This is a genomic window from Vibrio furnissii CIP 102972, from assembly GCF_000176175.1.
GTDB lineage: Bacteria > Pseudomonadota > Gammaproteobacteria > Enterobacterales > Vibrionaceae > Vibrio > Vibrio furnissii.
On record NZ_ACZP01000011.1, the window covers coordinates 58,626 to 76,074 of the forward strand.

The following is a 17,449-nucleotide window of genomic DNA, read 5'->3' on the forward strand; positions in this document are numbered from 1 at the left end:
AAAATGGTTTTCATTTGTGACCAATTGTTGTACATTAACTTCCGTAGGGTACAGAGGTAAGATGTTCTATCTTTCAGACCTTTTGTTTCACGTTATTGGATTAGGCTGATTCAGCCGCCCCAGTCACCATTTGACTGGGGCGTTTTTTATTGGGCCGCATTCCACATTTCCTTCGCCCTGTTTCTGGGCTTTTTGACCGCAATTTCGCTCATCGTTGTCGTCTATCCTCGACGTCACCTCAATGACAGCAAGCTTCATTTCTGTAACTAATCTCCAATCACAATTTTAGTTAATTCTAATTAAAAACTAAGCGGATTAATGCGTGCGTATTTCTCTAATGTATTGAAATAATTAAGTAAGATGTGAAGTTATGCGCAAAAGCGGCGGGACAAAAATCGTGATCGGCGCAACTTGTAATCTGATCGGGATTCAGGAATCCTAACCACATAACAATAATTACCTCCTATTTCTCTCCCGTTGCCCCACCAGGATGGTGGGGCTTTTTGTTTCTCACGTCTTGTTTCTCACGTCAGTCAATCGAGTCATATCAGCCGCATGGTAGCTGCCCATCGCCGTGGCAGAGTGCTCGGCTTTTACGCCAGTCATCCATGCGTTAGGTTGGCAAGCCAGCGATTTTACAAGTCATCGATTTAGAACGTAATAAAAAGCCCCGCCGAAAGGCGAGGCTGATGTGAGCGCGAAGCGGATTAAGCGTCTTGCTCGCCGCTGTGCTCTTCTGGGGTGTGTTCAATGTCAGCTTCTGCGGCCAACTGTGCCACCATCGGCGCAAACCAGCTGTCGAGTTTGTTGCGCAGTACATCAACGCCAATGCCATTGTGAGACGAGAATGCGTCCACCTGTACATCGCCGCCAAATGCAAGTGCCGCTTCACGAACTTTTAACACTTGCGCTTTACGAGCGCCGCTTTTGAGTTTGTCGGCTTTGGTCAGCAGCACTTGAACGGGAATGCCACATTCCACGGCCCACACGACCAATTGTTGGTCGAGATCTTTCATCGGGTGACGAATATCCATCAACACCACCAAGCCTTTCAGGCAGGTCCGTTTTTGCAGGTATTCACCCAGTGACTTTTGCCACTTCTTTTTCATTTCCAGCGGTACCTGGGCGAAACCGTACCCCGGTAGATCGACAATGTGGCAGCCTTCAGTCACCTTAAATAGGTTGATGAGCTGAGTACGGCCAGGAGTTTTACTGGTCTTGGCCAAGTTCTTCTGGTTTGTTAACCGATTGAGAGAACTCGACTTTCCAGCATTTGAGCGTCCTGCAAACGCGATTTCGATACCTTCATCAGTGGGAAGATGGCGAATGTCTGGCGCACTGGTGATGAAATGCGTGTTTTGATAATGAATTTTTACGCTCACTGTTAACTCCATCTCGACTTTGTGTAGTCGATTGATTACTTTTTTGTGAAATTGTGTAAAATAACCGTGCTCGGCATAAGGTCGCTTATTGTACCATGAGTGGTACCCCGTGGTACTGGAAGCTTGATAATTATAAATGGAATGTCATGAAGAAATTAGCGCTAATCTTAAGTCTTTTAGCCAGCTGCTCTGTATGGGCCCAAGGCAGCATTGAAGCTGGTAAAGCAAAATCCCAAACGTGTGTTGCCTGCCATGGTGCGGATGGCAACAGTCAAATTACAACTTACCCGAAGCTGGCTGGTCAGCACGCTAAGTATATTGAGAAGCAGCTGAAAGATCTCAAGCTTGGCATGTCGAGCGGTGGCAAACAAGGCCGTTACGATCCGGTCATGAGTGCCATGGCGATGCCACTCAGTGAAGAAGACATGGCCGATGTGGCGGCGTACTTCGCTTCACTGCCGATTTCGCCGAACTCTACACCGGAAGACGTGGTAGCGAAAGGGAAAGTTCTGTACAACGCTGGTGATGCGGCGCGTGGTCTGACGGCGTGTACGGCGTGTCACGGCCCGCGTGGTAACGGTACCGAACTGTCTGGGTTCCCGAAAATCTCCGGTCAGCATGCGGACTACATCAAAGCGCAGCTACAGAAATTCCGTGACGAAAACCGCGGCAACGACATGAACGCGATGATGCGTGATGTAGCGAAGAAATTGACCGATGCTGATATCGAAATTCTGTCTAAATACGTTGGCGGCCTGTACTAATAGCCCTACACGTGTTCGAGCATAAGTGGTAAGAAACAGCCCCGCGTGTCGGGGCTGTTTCTATTTCTGCGTCAGATTGCCCTGTTTTGTGTAAGACATTCGCCATAGTTGCGCATCATGATGCCGAGGATAGCTTTGTAAGCTACTGAAAATAAATAACTTGATTTTATTGTGTTCAAAAAGGCGCAAAAATGTGCGTTTGGTCCGTTGTGCGTTGCCGTGGTTGGCGTAAAGTTGTTCATGTCGGCATGAGACTGACGAGGAATTCAGACTAGGTAGGTCTCCAAGGAGCCGGAAGGAATCTGGCAACAGGACAGGGATAACGGTTTCCAGGATGGGAATCGGGATAGGGATGGTCAACTGGTCTCAAGGTGAAGACAGTGACACGGATTCAGGCGACGGAGTCGCCCAGCTACAGGACGTAACAACGGACAGCCAAAACTCATCAGGACGATGTCAAACCACACTTTTGGCAAGGAAAGCTCGAAAAACAAAGGGACTCTTGGTGCGTTGATTGAACGCAACCCAGTTTTGTCACGTTCTGTGACCACTTAGAAAGCGATAGGGCAACCTATCGCTTTTTTTATCTTTAGGAGCTTTTTTTGCAAAATTGCTGAGATTTTGTACGATCACGCTCCACTCTCCAGCCAGTTTCTGGTATGTTTCGCATCCCCCGTTGGAAGGATGTCAGAATGCACACTTGCCCTTTATGTCACAGTGACGATACGCACGCGTACTATGAAGACGCGCATCGTGCTTATCTGCAATGTCAGCCTTGCCAACTGGTGTTCGTTAATCCTGAACATCGACTGAATGCGCAACGCGAAAAAGCGTTTTACGACCTACACGAGAATGACCCCAATGATGCCGGCTATCGCCGCTTTTTATCTCGTGTGTGTACGCCTATGCTTGAAAGAATCGCACCGCATTCACAAGGGTTAGATTTTGGTTGTGGCCCGGGCCCGACGTTGTCGCTGATGCTGGAAGAAGCCGGCCATCAGGTGGCGTTGTATGATATTTTCTATCATCCTAATGCCCAAGCGCTGACAACCACTTACGATTTTATGACTGCCACGGAAGTGATTGAGCATCTGCACGATCCACATCGAGTGTGGCAGCAATGGTTAAATTTAGTTAAGCCGGGTGGCTGGATTGGTCTGATGACCAAAATGGTCAAAGACGTGGACGCATTTGCGACATGGCACTACAAAAACGATCTCACTCACGTGATCTTTTTCAGTCGCCACACGTTTGAATATCTGGCAGAGCGGGATCAGCTCGAACTTGAATTTATAGGCAATGATGTAATTTTACTGAGGAAGCCCCAGTAATGTCTCGACAAAAGAAATCCAAAACCGGCATCAATGGTGATCTGGTTTTTGCACGCAAACACAACCGTACTTCTGGTGAGCTGGAAGGACGCCTGCGTAAAAAAGCGAAAAAACATAAAGGCCTGAAAACGGGTAGCCGTCATTCAGAAGGTGCGGAAGCGGTGGTACGCAACGGTGCGCAGCAACGTGACCCGCGCCTTGGCAGCAAAAAGCCCATTCCATTGATCGTGGATGCGCCGAAGAAACTCAACAAGCAAGAGCGTCGTCTCTCTGCTGAAAAAGAGCTGGCGATGCTGGAAAATGACGCGCAATTGAACGTGTTGTTGGATCGCATCGACAACGGTGAAAAACTGGGTGCTGGTCTGCAAAAATATGTGGATGAGAAACTGGATCGCATTGAAGTGCTGATGAATCAACTGGGTCTGTTTGAAGACGCAGAAGAGATGGAAGAAGCCGAAGAAGCGGAAGCCATCGCGCCACAGCCACAAGCCAAAGCAACGAAAGCGAAGGCAAAAACCGATGACGATCTGTTGTCTCAGTTTGAAAATCTCGATCTGAACGATTACAAAGGATAAGGTGCCACAATGAATGTAACCCTATTAGCGATAGCTGGAGCTGTGATTATTCTGGGCTTAGCGGCCTACGCGGGTTACCTTTTGTTGCAACTGAAAAAGCAAAAGGAGCTGCAGCAGCAGCACCAGGCGTTGGCGATCGAAAAACGCAATGCGAACATTTTCGAAAACGTCAACATTCTGTGCTTGGCCGGGATTCAAGGGCAGTGTGATTTGTCGGAAATCAGCATCCGCGTCTACTGCATCATGGATTACGTTCAGGGCGAAGACCGCGTGGATTTTGATCGTGACTACCCGGCAACCGCCGAGTTGTACCACATTGTCAAAGACATGCCGCGTGGTGACGCCCGCCAGCAGATGGTGAAGAAGGAGCGTATGCAACACAACCTGATTCGCCTGAAAGCAGAATCCCGCCTCAACGACGCCATCGTCGAAGAGTTAAAAGCGCTGCAAAAACGTGTTCAGCCACTGAACAACCAAATTGCCATCCAAATGGTATAAGTGATACTCCCTCTTTTGAGTGAGTGATCACGCTAGCAGTTTCGAACATTTTGTTCGCAAATCCTATTTTTGCCACCCGACGTGTCAACGTCGTGTGGCAAAATAGCCCGTCAAAAGATTGAAAACGGAAAGAGTTACTATGTCGTCGCACGTCGTACCCAGTCAGCAGATCGTTTGGGATCAAGCCATTTTAGACAAGTACAACTACTCGGGGCCGCGTTACACTTCCTATCCGACCGCTGTGGAGTTTCATGAAGCGTTCACCATTGCGGACTACGATATGGCGTGTACTCAGTACCCTGAGCGACCGTTATCGCTCTACATTCACATTCCGTTCTGTCACAAGCTGTGCTACTACTGTGGCTGCAACAAAGTCATCACCCGTCATTCGCACAAAGCCGACGAATACTTGGATATTCTGGAGCATGAAATCCGTCAGCGCGCATCGCTGCTGGTGGGACGTCATGTCACGCAACTGCATTTTGGCGGCGGCACACCGACCTTTCTGACCAACAAGCAGATCAGCCGTCTGATGACGCTGCTGCGTGAAGAGTTTCAGTTCGACGCGGATGCCGAAATCAGTATCGAAGTTGACCCGCGTGAGATTCAGCTCGACGTGCTGGATCACCTGCGTAGCGAAGGTTTTAACCGCCTGAGCATCGGCGTGCAGGATTTCGATAAAGAAGTGCAGAAGCTGGTGAACCGCGAGCAAGACGAGCAGTTTATTATCGATTTGGTCGCGCGCGGAAAAGCCTTGGGGTTCCGCTCCACCAACCTTGACCTGATTTACGGCCTGCCAAAACAAACGCTGGAAACCTTCAGTCAAACGCTGGCACAGGTGCTGGCGATGAAACCGGGGCGTCTGTCGGTGTTTAACTACGCGCACATGCCGCAGCTGTTTGCCGCACAACGTAAAATCAAAGACGAAGACCTGCCGGCGCCAGAAGAGAAAATGGCGATTCTGCAATACACCATCAACACGCTGACGGATGCCGGTTATCAGTTTATCGGTATGGATCACTTTGCCTTACCGGATGATGAACTGGCGGTGGCGCAACGCAATGGCGTGCTGCATCGCAACTTCCAAGGCTACACCACGCAAGGCGAGTGTGATTTAGTTGGTTTTGGTGTGTCGGCGATTTCGATGATTGGCGATGCCTACGCGCAGAACCAAAAAGAGCTGAAAAAGTACTACGCTCAGGTCAACGAAATGCGTCACGCGTTGTGGAAAGGGGTGTCGCTGGATAGCGATGACTTGCTGCGCCGCGAAGTGATTAAACAGCTGATTTGCAATTTCCAACTTGATAAGCGAGCGATTGAGCGCCAGTTCCGCGTGCGCTTTAATGATTACTTCCGCCAAGATTTGGCGTTGCTACAAACGTTTGTCGACGATGAACTGGTGACGGTCGATGAGCATCACATTCGCGTCACGTTGCGTGGCCGCTTGCTGATCCGCAACATCTGTATGTGCTTTGACAAATACCTGCGCGATCGCGCGCGTCAGCAGCAGTTCTCTCGCGTGATTTAAGCGCGACTTCCGATGAAAAAAGCCAGCATTTCTGCTGGCTTTTTTGTTGTCCGCTGCGCGTTTGAATTTACGCGGATTCGAGCAGCGATAAGGCTTTGCGCGTCACGTCGTGAGCGGCTTTGGTCAGGTGCTGCTTTTCTAACGCGTCGGCCAAGTAAGCGTAATCGGACACGCTTGAGCGCAAGGACAAGGCTTTTTCCAGATGCTGCTGCGCATCGGCCCATTGCTGCTCACGCAGATAGAGCTGACCCAATGCGCTGTGCGCCTCGGCATTGTTGCCATCGCGGTTGAGCGCATCTTTCAACAGGACAATCGCTGGATGGCGATCGCTGATGTTGAGCTCTGGCAATAAGGCGTAAAGCGCTGGCGATGGGCGTTTTTTCAAACTCTCTTTGATCAGCGTGAACGCTTCGTAATCGGCCTTGCGCACAATCAGTTGGCGGATCAGGTTCAGTTCGAGTTGTGATTCCGCTTTGAGTTTACGCGGCAGGCTGTTCCAGTGGGCAATCAATCCTTCGCTGCCTTTCTGACTGGCGATGGTGTCCATCACCCCTTGGTGAGCAACCAAGGCCAGTTGATCGGCTTCATCCTGCGTCATGCGTTTGGCTTTGACCAATTTAGGCAGCAGATCGAGCAGCGGCTGCCACTGTTTCAGTTGGGTGTAAGTTTGCTTGAGCAGGTTGAGCACAATGGTATTGTTGGGGTGATCGGCTTGCAGCGCGCTCAGCGTGCTCAATGCCGCTTGCAACTCGCCATCGCTCAGTTGCTGTTTGGCGCGCGTCAGTTCCACCGCCAATGTGGCGTTTTCTTGCTGCGCAGCCAGCGCCAAATAGCGGTCGCGTTTGGCGCGATCGCCCATGCCGTTGGCGGCTTCTGAGGCCACCAGATAACACAGCAGCGGCATGTCATGATGATTGGCCCAGCGCGTGACTTTCTTCTCCGCCTGTTTCCAGTCCCCCTCGAGCAATTTGATGATCGCTTCGTTGGTGTAACGACGCGAGCGGCGCAGTTTGCGTACACTGAACCAGTTCCAAGTATTGGAGCTGGCGTACATCAGTTTTTTCAGCAGATATTCCAGTGCGAATAAGCCAGCCAGCGCGCCGATGATGAAGATCACCAACGTGGTGACACTCATTTCAATGGTATGACTGGCGACTGAGATCAGCACGTAGCCTTGCTGACCCGCATATTGGGTGCCGGCAAACAAGCCGAGCCCCAAAACGACAAATAGAAATAGGACACGAACCATCAGTTAGCCTCCGTTGTCATCGAGCTGACTGTCATCGAGCTGACCGAGCGGCGCAGACGATCGGTGATCACATCCGCCAGTTGCTTTTGCGTGCCCAGTTTGACCGGATACTCAACCTGCACCTGCTGTTTCGCCAGTTGTTCCAGCGTCTGATTGAAGGCTTTCACGCGGTTGTCACTTTGATTGAAGAACGATTTCGACCACTGATCGGCGGTGGTGAGTGACACGGTATAGATTTCCTGCTGCTCGGTGTACACCGACTTAATCGCGGTTTCCAGCTTGGCTTTGAGGTTTTCTTTGAGATAGAAATGCTGCTGCGGTGACAGCAGCGGCACCACGTTGCCATCGCGCGTGCGGAACGTGATGAAGTTGTTGGCGAAATCTTTCAGCGACGTCATCAGGTTCTGTTGCCAGTTGTTGATATTTTCTGAAACCGCTTGTTCGGTTTCCTGCGGCGCGTCCGGCAAAATGGCGTTCGCCAGCGGCAGGGTATCGACTTGCTGTTGCAGGCTGGTCAGGCGCAGCACCAAGCCATCGCGATCCAGTCGTGGAATTGCTTTCAGTGTCGTGATGTCGTTGGCCATTGCTTTGCGCAGCGGTGTCAGGCTCGGATCGTTCAAGGCGGCGATGCGTTGGTCCGCGCTCTCCATCAACAGCGTCGCGCTGTCGACATCGTGTTCGAGAAAGAGTTTACGTCCTGCCAGTTTGACCAAGTAATCCGCTTCGGCCAATAGCCAGTCGTTGGGACGACGACCTTTGATATCTGCCACGGCCAGTTGCAGGCTTTCAATGCTCTTTTGTTGCTGCGTCAGTACCACTTCTGCGCGATGAGTCAGTTCAGTGGCTTTGTCGACAGCGTCTTGTTTGGTGGCATCGAGCTGGGCGTTGATGTTGCTGCGCGTTTGCTCAAGCTCGGCGCGCAGGGCTTGAATCTGCGCTTGGTAGTCCGCTTGTTGCTGCTGGCTATGCAGCGTTAAACCGCCGCCAAACAGCACCGCCAGAACGATCGCGATGGTGCCAAGCTTGACGCCTCGTTTGCCCTGTTTCTCTTCAAATACCGGTGCTGGCTCGGCGGGGCGCTGTGGTTTGGCCGATGTTGCCGTGCTGCTTTGCCCGGCAGCGGCTTTGTCGGTGGACGCCGCTTTGGCTTTGGCATCGGGGGAGGTTGTCTCGGCAGCGAGGGCAGTTTTTGATTGTTGTTCAGGTTCCTGCTGAGGATTATTTTTATTGCTTGTCATTGCTAAGAGTCCTGTGTTAGGGCTGGAGAGCCGCCACTAAATCTGGGTTCGCCGCACTTCCTGTGGTCACGATGGTTTGAAATCCCAAGGCTTTGGCATCGTGGGCGATTCGATCACTGGGTACCAGTAATTTCAGACCAAGCACCCAGCTCAGGCTGGTTGCGGTCAGTTGTGAAACAAAAAACATCAGCTGGTGGCTGCTGGTGATCACCAGCGTATCCACGCCCGCTTGTTGCCATGTGGCGACGCAGGCCTCACTGGCAAATGGTAAATCCACGCGTTGGTACACTTCGCGGTAACTGACGTGCGCGCCACGTGCGACCAATGTGTCGAAAATCAGCTCGCGCCCGCCGTTGCCACGCAAAATGATGACTGATTTTCCCTGCACCGCGTGCAGGGCTGGCAGTGCCAATAAATGTTCGCTGTCGCTGATGTCCGGGTAGTGTACTGGTTGTGCAGAAAGTTTGCTTAAAACGTGTGCAGTTTTTTGACCAACGGCAAGGTAAATGGCGGAAGTTGGCCAGCAAGATCGCTCAGATTGCAAAAACTGGTGGGTAAATGTCACGGCATGCTGACTCACGGCGATCAGCAGATCACATTGGTGCAGGGCGGGCAGCAACTGAGGCAGGTCAGCGCCTGCCTTCAGAGTGATCAATGGGTGGTGGAGGGCATGAATCCCACATTGTGCCAACTGCTGACACAACGCTTGTCCCTGCGCCTCGGGGCGCGTCACCAAGACGGCCATGGCTTACTCGTGCTCGGCGTACAACTTGGTCAGAATGTCGCGCGCGCCATCGGCCAGCAGTTGATTGGCCAGCTCGACCCCCAGACGTTCGGCATCCTGACGTGGGCCACGGATTTCGCCACGCACAATGTGGGAACCGTCCGGCTCACCGACCAGCGCACGCAGCCACAAATCATCGCCGTCGAGCAGCGCATAGCTACCAATCGGCACTTGGCAACCGCCTTCCAGTGTGAGGTTCATGGCTCGTTCACACAACACGCGATCGGTGGTGTCGGCATCGCTCAGCGGTGCCAGCAACGCGCGCAGGCGCGCATCATCCAAACGACACTCAATGCCTACCGCGCCTTGGCCGACAGCAGGTAGTGACTGCTCGGGTTCAATCAGGCTGCGAATGCGCTGTTCTAGTTGAAGGCGTTTGAGCCCCGCAGCGGCGAGAATGATGGCATCATATTCACCGGCATCCAGTTTGCCCAAACGGGTTCCGACGTTGCCACGTAGCTCTTTGATCACCAGATCCGGACGCGCTTCTTTGAGTTGGCATTGACGACGCAGGCTACAAGTGCCGACGATGGCGCCGTGTGGCAGCTCATCCAGTGATGCATAGGTGTTGGAGACAAATGCATCACGCGGGTCTTCGCGTTCACAGATGGTCACCAAGCCAAGGCCTTCGGGAAAATCGACCGGCACGTCTTTCATCGAGTGCACCGCCAAGTCCGCGCGGCCTTCTAGCATCGCCACTTCGAGTTCTTTGACGAACAGACCTTTGCCGCCCACTTTGGCCAGCGGCGTATCAAGAATCACGTCACCTCGGGTCACCATGGTGACCAGTTCCACTTCGAGCCCCGGATGAGCCGCTTGCAGCGCGTCTTTGACAAAATGCGCTTGCCATAAAGCGAGTGGACTTTGACGAGTGGCAATTCGAATGGGGGTGGTAGAGGTCATGATAATCCCGTTAGACAGTCAATAATGGCTTCATCCTATCATTAAGGCTGGGGAAGGTCTTACTCCAAGATCACTGGGATGCTGGTTTGATAGACAATTCACACCGATCGCGCAAAATTGTGTGACTAGGTTCTCGTTTGTAAACTGCGCTATTATTACAAAGCAACCGTTAGCGTCGACACTAGGAACGGTCGTGAATTCAAGCCTTGTGGCACTACGACTTTGGTGTGACATGGTGAGCAGATCGCTTTACCAATAGGAATTAAAGTGTTAAATTGATCACGTTTTGTTGACGCATTCGCATAAAACACAACCAAAACGCGCATTTATGTTTCAACCAAGGAATCCACCTTGCAGGCTTACACAACGACCTTAATACAGAGACTGGATAAGCTGAACCGGCAACGCACAGAGCGAGCGCTGGCGCTTATGGATTTGCAAGGTCAGCGTGTTTTTCATCTCATTCCCGCACTGTTTCATTACAATCATCCCCTCATTCCCGGCTATTTTGCCGACGATGTGCCGTATGGCGTACACCATTTCGAACTGAATGATATTCAGCAACTGATGGTCGACGACACGGAGCTGGCGATCGGTCAAGCATTGGAGACTGCGCCGCGTCCGGCCATTCTTGGTTTGTACACCATGGGTAGTACCTCTTCGATTGGTCAGAGCACGTCGAGCGATCTCGATATCTGGGTATGTGTGGATGCCGATATGGATTGTGATTCACGTGAAACATTGGGGAATAAGTGCCTGCTGATCACCGACTGGGCGAAAAGCCAAGGGGTGGAAGCGAACTTCTTCATCATGGATGAACAGCGTTTTCGCCATAATCAGTCGGATGAAATGACTGGGGAAAACTGTGGTTCGTCTCAGCATTTGTTACTGCTGGATGAGTTTTATCGCTCGGCGGTGCGTTTGGCGGGCAAACGTCTGCTGTGGCAAATCGTGCCACCGGAGATGGAAGAGTGCTACGACGAATACGTGAAACAGTTATGTGCCAATGCGTACATTGACTGCAGTGAGTGGATCGACTTTGGTCGTCTCAATCGGATTCCGGCCGAAGAGTATTTCGGCGCCAACTTATGGCAGTTGTACAAGAGTATCGACTCGCCTTATAAGTCAGTGCTGAAAGCGACGCTGCTGGAAGCGTATTCGTGGGAGTACCCGCACACACAACTGCTCAGTATCGATACCAAGCGTCGTTTCTTTGCGCATGAGCCTGATCTCTACAGCATGGACGCCTATTATCTGATGCTGGCCAAGGTGACCTGTTATCTGGAACGCATTGGCGATCATGCGCGTCTTGATTTGGTGCGTCGTTGTTTCTACCTCAAAACCCATGAAAAACTCTCTCGTGAACCGGGGGTGGGATCGGTGGCTTGGCGCCGTGAAGCGCTGAACGACATGATCAAAACCTGGCACTGGGGGCCGGACGTGATTGAGGAACTCGACAACCGCCGTAACTGGAAAGTCGAGCAAGTCAAAGGCGTACACCATGCGCTGCTGGATGCGTTGATGGTCAGCTACCGTAACCTGATTCAGTTTGCGCGTCGCAACGACATTACCTCGGCGATCAGCCCACAAGATATCTCGATTCTGGCGCGTAAACTCTACGCGGCGTTTGAAGTGCTGCCGGGGAAAGTCACCCTGCTCAATCCGCAGATTTCTCCCGACTTGCATGAACCCGACCTGACCTTCATCGAAGTGTGTCCGGGCCGCACCAACAAGGCGGGCTGGTATCTGTATAAGCAGCCGCTGGTGGCGCATCGCATTTTGGGTCAGCCGTATCTCGAGCACAACGAATACCTGAGTAAACTGGTGGCGTGGGCGTTTTTCAACGGCCTGATCACCGAATCGACGCGCCTGCATTCGGTGGTGCGTGAAGCGCATCTCGACATCGACAAGTTCTATCAAATGGTGAGTGACCTGCGAAACACCTTCTCGCTGCACAAACGTCGTCCGACCATGTCGGCGCTGGCGAGTCCGTGTGAAATCAGCCAACTGGCGATGTTCATCAACTTTGAAAACGACCCGACGACCGAACTGAGTGGAAAATCACTCAAAGTCGACGTCAAGAATGTCGATATCTTCAGTTTCGGCGCGGAGCAGCGCTGCCTAGTGGGCAGTGTTGATTTGGTCTATCGCAACTCGTGGCAAGAAGTGCGGACGCTGCACTTTGAAGGCGAAACCGCGATGCTGGATGCGCTGAAAACTGTGTTGGGCAAAATGCACCAAGACGCGCTGCCGCCGGAATCGGTCGACGTGTTCTGCTACAGCAAAAACCTGCGTGGTGTGATGCGTAACTTGGTGTATCAACTGCTGGCTGAGTGCATTGATTTGCGCCTCAAACCGGTGGAACAAGAGAAACGTCGCCGCTTTAAAGCGCTGCGTATCGGCTCGCAAATGTACGGTTTGTTCTTTGAACGTCGTGGGGTCTCGGTGCAGCGTTTGGAAAACTCGGTCGACTTCTACCGCAGTATTTCGACCAACAAACTCAAAGGCTCACCGCTGTTGATGCTGGATCGCGAGCAGGATTATCAACTGCCGGATGTGGTGGATGGCTTTGCCAGTGAAGGGTTGGTGCAGTTCTTCTTTGAAGACACCGAAAAAGGCTTCAACATTTACGTGCTGGATGAAACCAACCGCGTGGAAGTCTACCACCAGTTCAGCGGCGAAAAAGATGAGATGATTGCCAGCGTCAACAGCTTCTATACGTCGGTGCGTGATGACAACCAATTGGCGTCGAAGCTGATTAACTTCAACTTGCCGCAGTACTATCAAATCATCCATCCGGAAGAGGGCGACAGTTACGTGGCGCCTTACCGCAATGATTCCGCGGTCTATTCCAAGCCATCCAAAGCGGTAAACGCGTAAGACAAACCCGCGATCATTGCCTCAAAAAAAGAGCACCTTAGGTGCTCTTTTTTGTCGGCGGCGATTAGGCCCAATCGATGTGTTCACCTGCGTGTTTTTCACACTCTTGCTTCACCATCTCAAACAGCTCGATGCCGGTTTTTGAGCAGATCCACTGCTGCGCTTTCCATTGAAAGTGGAAGCCGCCGGATTTCGATGCCAACCAAATCTCTTTCATCGGCTCTTGGCGGTTGATGATGATCTGGCTGCCATCATCAAATTCCAGCGTCATCACATTGCCGGAGGTTTCGAAATCGATGTCCGCGCCGGAATCATCAATGGCTTCTTCAATGATTTGCATCTGGCTGTCGACCAGTTGATGAAATTCAGTCTCGTTCATCCTGTCTATCCTATTGCTTTTCCTGATTGTGGTGCGATTATAGGGGGCATTGATTCAATAATCACGATATGCAAAATGAAAAAGTCCATCACCGCACTGTTTTTGTTGTCCGTTCTCACTTTGGCAGGCTGCGGTCAAACAGGCCCGCTGTACATGCCTGATGACGCTCAACAGAGTGAACAAAATCAGTAAATTCAAACAATTATATTAAGGGAAAGTATTTTGGATTACTTCAATTATCAGGATGATGGCCAACTTTGGGCGGAAAACGTATCACTGGCTCAATTGGCTGAGGATTATGGCACGCCGCTGTATGTCTATTCCCGTGCGACGCTGGAGCGTCACTGGCACGCGTTTGACAAATCGGTCGGCGATCATCCCCACCTGGTTTGTTATGCGGTGAAAGCGAACTCGAACCTCGGGGTGCTCAACACACTGGCGCGTTTGGGATCGGGCTTTGATATTGTGTCAGCGGGTGAGCTGGAACGTGTCGTGGCTGCGGGCGGTGACCCGGCGAAAGTAGTGTTCTCTGGTGTGGGTAAAACCGCTGCCGAGATGAAACGCGCCTTGGCGCTGAAGATCAAGTGCTTCAACGTGGAGTCGGAATCTGAGCTGGAGCGCCTGAACCAAGTGGCGGGCGAGATGGGTGTCAAAGCCCCAATTTCGCTGCGCATCAATCCGGATGTCGACGCCAAAACGCACCCTTATATTTCGACTGGCCTGCGCGACAACAAATTTGGTATCGCGTTTGACCGTGCGCCGGATGTGTACCGTTTGGCACAACGCCTCGATCATATTTCGATTCATGGCATCGACTGCCACATCGGCTCGCAACTGACGGCGATTGAACCATTTATCGACGCAACCGATCGTTTGTTGGCGCTGATTGACAATCTGAAAGCGGAAGGCATCCACATCAAACATCTGGATGTGGGGGGCGGCCTGGGCGTGGTGTATCGTGATGAATTGCCACCTCAACCTTCTGAATACGCCAAAGCGCTGTTGTCGCGTCTGGCGAATCATCAAGAGTTAGAACTGATTTTTGAACCGGGTCGTGCCATTGCGGCTAACGCTGGCGTGCTGCTGACCCGTGTTGAGTACCTCAAACACACCGAACACAAAAACTTCGCCATCATTGATGCCGCGATGAATGACCTAATGCGTCCGGCGTTGTACCAAGCGTGGCAAGATATTGTGCCGGTGTCGCCGCGCGAAGGCGCTGCATTGACCTATGATTTAGTGGGACCCGTGTGTGAAACGGGTGACTTCTTGGGCAAAGACCGTTCGCTGGTGCTTCAGCAAGGGGATTTGCTGGCAGTGCGTTCTGCCGGGGCGTATGGGTTTGCGATGTCGTCGAACTACAACACGCGCACGCGTGCGGCGGAAGTGATTGTCGATGGTGGAACCACCCACGTGGTGCGCCAACGCGAAGAGCTGTCGAGCCTGTGGGCCCTTGAGAGCCTTCTGCCGGAGTAAAGTGACGACTTATGCATTTCCATTTTTCTAAAATGCACGGTTTGGGTAATGACTTCATGGTCGTGGACTGCATTACCCAGAACGTTTTCTTTTCCCCTGAGTTGATCCGCCGTATGGCGGATCGTCATACCGGGGTGGGCTTTGACCAACTGTTGGTGGTTGAAGCGCCTTACGATCCAGAGACCGACTTTCATTACCGCATCTTCAACGCCGATGGCAGCGAAGTAGAACAGTGTGGCAACGGCGCGCGCTGTTTTGCCCGCTTTGTGCGCATGAAAGGCCTGACCAACAAATACAGCATCAGCGTCAGCACCAAAAAAGGCAAAATGGTGCTGATTGTCGAAGACGATGATCAGATCACCGTCAACATGGGTGTGCCGGAATTTGAGCCGAGCAAAATCCCATTCCGTGCCAAGCAAGCGGAAAAGACCTATATCATGCGTGTGGAAGAGCAAACCCTGTTCTGCGGCGCGGTGAGCATGGGGAATCCGCACGTGGTGACGGTGGTGGATGACGTAACGACTGCCAATGTCGAGACGCTGGGGCCGCTGTTGGAATCGCACGAGCGTTTTCCGGAGCGCGTGAATGCGGGCTTTATGCAGGTGCTCAATCGCAATGAAGTGAACTTGCGTGTGTACGAACGCGGCGCGGGTGAAACTCAGGCCTGTGGCAGCGGCGCGTGTGGCGCGGTGGCTGTGGGCGTGGTGCAAGGGTTGCTTGATGATACCGTCACCGTGCATCTGCCGGGCGGCGATTTGGAAATCAGCTGGCAAGGTCCGGGCAAACCGCTGTACATGACTGGCCCTGCGACGCACGTCTTTGACGGCCAGCTCTCTTGCTAATAAGGATTTGTTGTGTCGCAACTGGAAGCTGATGCGCTGACGGCCGAAGTGGTCGCAGAGTATCTCAAAGACCATCCGGACTTCTTTTCTCACCGTCCGGATCTGGTGGACCGGTTGGCACTGCCGCATCAGGAGATGGGGTCGGTGTCACTGGTGCACATTCAAATGGCGCGTCAGCGCCAGCGAATTGATGAATTGGAAGAAGAGATCACCACCTTGATGTCTCTGGCCGCCAACAACGATCGCACCTTTCATGAATTCATGGACTTGCAGGAGCAGATCCTGCAATGTGCCACGCTGACCGAAGTGTGCCGCGCGATTGAAGCCAAAGCGCAGTTGCTTGGCTTAACCGCGTATGTGCGCCTTTTGGGTCACGACCACCCTCGTTATGCCCTGAGCAAAGAGCAGTGGCAACGATTTTCAACCAATCATTTCAATGGCAAAAGCGCCTATCTCGGCCGTTTGCGTCAGGTGGATCGCCATCATCTGTTCGGCGAAGACCATCTGGCACCGGAGATGGGATCGTACGTGATTCTGCCGCTGGTCAAACGCAACCCGCAGGGCGTGCTGGCGTTTGCCAGTGACGATGGCGGCCACTTCCAGCCATGCATGGATACGCTGTTTTTGCGTCATCTGGCGCTGGTGTTGTCGCATCTAATTGAGATTTTACCCTGGCAGGTGAACGAACATGATCGACTCAGCCACCCCTCTGCCTGACAGTTTAGGTCGGCCTCTGGAGCGCTTTTACGAGTATTTGCGCAGTGAAAAGGGGCTGAGCTTACACACGCAGCGCAACTACAAACAGCAGCTCACCACCATGGCGCAGCACCTCAACCACATGGGGCTCAATCAATGGCAGCAAGTGGATGCCGGTTGGGTGCGCCAATTGGCGAGTAAAGGCATGCGCGACGGCATGAAAGCCAGCAGTTTGGCGACTCGCTTGTCGTCGCTGCGCAGCTTTTTTGATTTTCTGATCCTGCGTGGCGAGCTGAATGCCAACCCAGCCAAAGGGGTGTCGGCGCCGCGCAAGAAACGCCCGCTGCCGAAAAACCTCGATGTGGACGAAATGGCGCAGTTGCTGGAAGTGAACGAAGATGACCCCTTGTCGATTCGCGATCGCGCCATGATGGAACTGATGTACGGCGCAGGCCTGCGTTTGGCTGAGCTGGTGGCGATCAATGTGCGCGATGTGAGCCTCAGCGCCGGCGAAATTCGCGTTATCGGTAAAGGTAACAAAGAGCGTAAAGCGCCGTTTGCCGGCCAAGCCAAAGAGTGGGTCGGGAAATGGCTCAAGGTGCGTAGTTCGCTGCTCAAAGGCGACGAACCCGCGCTGTTTATCTCTCAACTGGGCGCGCGTATCTCGCACCGCAACGTGCAAAAACGTATGGCGGAATGGGGTCACAAGCAGTCGGTGGCCAGCCACATCAGCCCGCACAAATTGCGCCACTCGTTTGCCACCCACATGTTGGAATCGAGCAACAACCTGCGCGCGGTGCAAGAGCTGCTCGGACACGAGAACATCTCCACCACGCAAATTTATACCCATTTGGATTTTCAACATTTGGCGGAAGTGTATGACCAAGCGCATCCGCGTGCGCACAAAAAAGCCAAGGAGTAACC

18 protein-coding genes are annotated in these 17,449 nt (G+C 52.5%); 12 read left to right on the forward strand and 6 right to left on the reverse strand.

The genetic code is table 11. The annotated features are described in order from the left end of the window. Window positions 1-61: 61 nt before the first annotated feature. Window positions 62-109 carry a small protein SpfP gene (spfP, locus tag VFA_RS24325; RefSeq protein WP_438356636.1) on the forward strand — a complete coding sequence of 16 codons (48 nt, stop codon included), beginning with the start codon at window positions 62-64 and terminating at the stop codon, window positions 107-109. 598 nt (window positions 110-707) lie between these two features. Here spfP and yihA read toward each other — a convergent pair. Beyond that, a complete protein-coding gene (gene yihA, locus VFA_RS02250) occupies window positions 708-1,382 on the reverse strand; it encodes a ribosome biogenesis GTP-binding protein YihA/YsxC (RefSeq protein ID WP_004724333.1) in 675 nt (224 codons plus the stop codon). 146 nt (window positions 1,383-1,528) lie between these two features. On the opposite strand from yihA, the gene VFA_RS02255 reads away from it, so the two are divergent. The 5 genes from VFA_RS02255 to hemN all read left to right on the forward strand — a co-directional run bounded on the left by VFA_RS02255 (window position 1,529) and on the right by hemN (window position 6,078). After that, window positions 1,529-2,146: a c-type cytochrome gene (locus VFA_RS02255; RefSeq protein WP_004724335.1), complete on the forward strand. Its 618-nt coding sequence runs from the start codon at window positions 1,529-1,531 to the stop codon at window positions 2,144-2,146. 692 nt (window positions 2,147-2,838) lie between these two features. After that, window positions 2,839-3,477 (forward strand): class I SAM-dependent methyltransferase, encoded by a 639-nt coding sequence (locus VFA_RS02265; protein WP_004724337.1) that lies wholly within the window; start codon window positions 2,839-2,841, stop codon window positions 3,475-3,477. Beyond that, on the forward strand, window positions 3,477-4,052 hold the full coding sequence (gene yihI, locus VFA_RS02270; protein WP_004724339.1) for a Der GTPase-activating protein YihI: 576 nt from the start codon (window positions 3,477-3,479) through the stop codon (window positions 4,050-4,052). The genes VFA_RS02265 and yihI overlap by 1 nt, the downstream gene beginning before the upstream one ends. Before the next feature lie 9 nt (window positions 4,053-4,061). Next, the gene (locus tag VFA_RS02275) at window positions 4,062-4,550 is read left to right on the forward strand and encodes a DUF2489 domain-containing protein (RefSeq protein WP_038150720.1); all 489 of its coding nucleotides are present in this window, start codon (window positions 4,062-4,064) and stop codon (window positions 4,548-4,550) included. Between the two features lie 139 nt (window positions 4,551-4,689). Next, window positions 4,690-6,078: an oxygen-independent coproporphyrinogen III oxidase gene (gene hemN / locus VFA_RS02280; protein WP_004724344.1), complete on the forward strand. Its 1,389-nt coding sequence runs from the start codon at window positions 4,690-4,692 to the stop codon at window positions 6,076-6,078. A gap of 67 nt (window positions 6,079-6,145) precedes the next feature. Here hemN and VFA_RS02285 read toward each other — a convergent pair whose 3' ends face one another. From VFA_RS02285 to hemC, 4 genes are read right to left on the reverse strand one after another with little or no spacing between them, the layout of a single operon-like run. After that, window positions 6,146-7,327 (reverse strand): heme biosynthesis protein HemY, encoded by a 1,182-nt coding sequence (locus VFA_RS02285; protein WP_004724346.1) that lies wholly within the window; start codon window positions 7,325-7,327, stop codon window positions 6,146-6,148. After that, on the reverse strand, window positions 7,327-8,565 hold the full coding sequence (locus VFA_RS02290; RefSeq protein WP_004724348.1) for a uroporphyrinogen-III C-methyltransferase: 1,239 nt from the start codon (window positions 8,563-8,565) through the stop codon (window positions 7,327-7,329). Before VFA_RS02290 ends, VFA_RS02285 begins: the two co-directional genes overlap by 1 nt. A 16-nt stretch (window positions 8,566-8,581) precedes the next feature. Then, entirely contained in the window at window positions 8,582-9,310 is a 729-nt protein-coding gene (locus VFA_RS02295) for a uroporphyrinogen-III synthase (RefSeq protein WP_004724350.1), read from the reverse strand. A gap of 3 nt (window positions 9,311-9,313) precedes the next feature. Continuing rightward, window positions 9,314-10,252: a hydroxymethylbilane synthase gene (gene hemC / locus VFA_RS02300; RefSeq protein WP_004724353.1), complete on the reverse strand. Its 939-nt coding sequence runs from the start codon at window positions 10,250-10,252 to the stop codon at window positions 9,314-9,316. Window positions 10,253-10,603: 351 nt separating this feature from the next. Here hemC and VFA_RS02305 point away from each other — a divergent pair, with 351 nt between their 5' ends. Then, window positions 10,604-13,132 carry a class I adenylate cyclase gene (locus VFA_RS02305; protein WP_038150722.1) on the forward strand — a complete coding sequence of 843 codons (2,529 nt, stop codon included), beginning with the start codon at window positions 10,604-10,606 and terminating at the stop codon, window positions 13,130-13,132. Window positions 13,133-13,196: 64 nt separating this feature from the next. Here VFA_RS02305 and cyaY read toward each other — a convergent pair whose 3' ends face one another. Continuing rightward, window positions 13,197-13,511: an iron donor protein CyaY gene (cyaY, locus tag VFA_RS02310; RefSeq protein ID WP_004724357.1), complete on the reverse strand. Its 315-nt coding sequence runs from the start codon at window positions 13,509-13,511 to the stop codon at window positions 13,197-13,199. 75 nt (window positions 13,512-13,586) lie between these two features. On the opposite strand from cyaY, the gene lptM reads away from it, so the two are divergent. Genes lptM through xerC form a run of 5 tightly spaced genes read left to right on the forward strand, consistent with a single transcriptional unit; the run spans window position 13,587 to window position 17,447 of the window. Continuing rightward, window positions 13,587-13,703, forward strand: coding sequence for an LPS translocon maturation chaperone LptM (gene lptM, locus VFA_RS24275; protein WP_004724359.1), 117 nt, complete (start codon window positions 13,587-13,589; stop codon window positions 13,701-13,703). A gap of 30 nt (window positions 13,704-13,733) precedes the next feature. Continuing rightward, complete coding sequence (gene lysA, locus VFA_RS02320) at window positions 13,734-14,987, forward strand: diaminopimelate decarboxylase (RefSeq protein WP_004724360.1); 1,254 nt, start codon at window positions 13,734-13,736, stop codon at window positions 14,985-14,987. A gap of 11 nt (window positions 14,988-14,998) precedes the next feature. Continuing rightward, a complete protein-coding gene (gene dapF / locus VFA_RS02325; protein ID WP_004724363.1) occupies window positions 14,999-15,829 on the forward strand; it encodes a diaminopimelate epimerase in 831 nt (276 codons plus the stop codon). 12 nt (window positions 15,830-15,841) lie between these two features. After that, window positions 15,842-16,546, forward strand: a complete 705-nt coding sequence (locus VFA_RS02330) for a DUF484 family protein (RefSeq protein WP_004724364.1) — start codon at window positions 15,842-15,844, stop codon at window positions 16,544-16,546. Then, window positions 16,518-17,447 carry a tyrosine recombinase XerC gene (gene xerC / locus VFA_RS02335; RefSeq protein ID WP_004724367.1) on the forward strand — a complete coding sequence of 310 codons (930 nt, stop codon included), beginning with the start codon at window positions 16,518-16,520 and terminating at the stop codon, window positions 17,445-17,447. The genes VFA_RS02330 and xerC overlap by 29 nt, the downstream gene beginning before the upstream one ends. Window positions 17,448-17,449: the final 2 nt, after the last annotated feature.

Bases quoted from the DNA above. Each gene is read 5' to 3' on its own strand.
- VFA_RS02255 (WP_004724335.1), top strand. From the start codon at position 1,529: ATGAAGAAATTAGCGCTAATCTTAAGTCTTTTAGCCAGCTGCTCTGTA.
- VFA_RS02265 (WP_004724337.1), top strand. From the start codon at position 2,839: ATGCACACTTGCCCTTTATGTCACAGTGACGATACGCACGCGTACTAT.
- yihI (WP_004724339.1), top strand. From the start codon at position 3,477: ATGTCTCGACAAAAGAAATCCAAAACCGGCATCAATGGTGATCTGGTT.
- VFA_RS02275 (WP_038150720.1), top strand. From the start codon at position 4,062: ATGAATGTAACCCTATTAGCGATAGCTGGAGCTGTGATTATTCTGGGC.
- hemN (WP_004724344.1), top strand. From the start codon at position 4,690: ATGTCGTCGCACGTCGTACCCAGTCAGCAGATCGTTTGGGATCAAGCC.
- VFA_RS02285 (WP_004724346.1), bottom strand. From the start codon at position 7,327: ATGGTTCGTGTCCTATTTCTATTTGTCGTTTTGGGGCTCGGCTTGTTT.
- VFA_RS02290 (WP_004724348.1), bottom strand. From the start codon at position 8,565: ATGACAAGCAATAAAAATAATCCTCAGCAGGAACCTGAACAACAATCA.
- VFA_RS02295 (WP_004724350.1), bottom strand. From the start codon at position 9,310: ATGGCCGTCTTGGTGACGCGCCCCGAGGCGCAGGGACAAGCGTTGTGT.
- hemC (WP_004724353.1), bottom strand. From the start codon at position 10,252: ATGACCTCTACCACCCCCATTCGAATTGCCACTCGTCAAAGTCCACTC.
- cyaY (WP_004724357.1), bottom strand. From the start codon at position 13,511: ATGAACGAGACTGAATTTCATCAACTGGTCGACAGCCAGATGCAAATC.
- lptM (WP_004724359.1), top strand. From the start codon at position 13,587: ATGAAAAAGTCCATCACCGCACTGTTTTTGTTGTCCGTTCTCACTTTG.
- dapF (WP_004724363.1), top strand. From the start codon at position 14,999: ATGCATTTCCATTTTTCTAAAATGCACGGTTTGGGTAATGACTTCATG.
- xerC (WP_004724367.1), top strand. From the start codon at position 16,518: ATGATCGACTCAGCCACCCCTCTGCCTGACAGTTTAGGTCGGCCTCTG.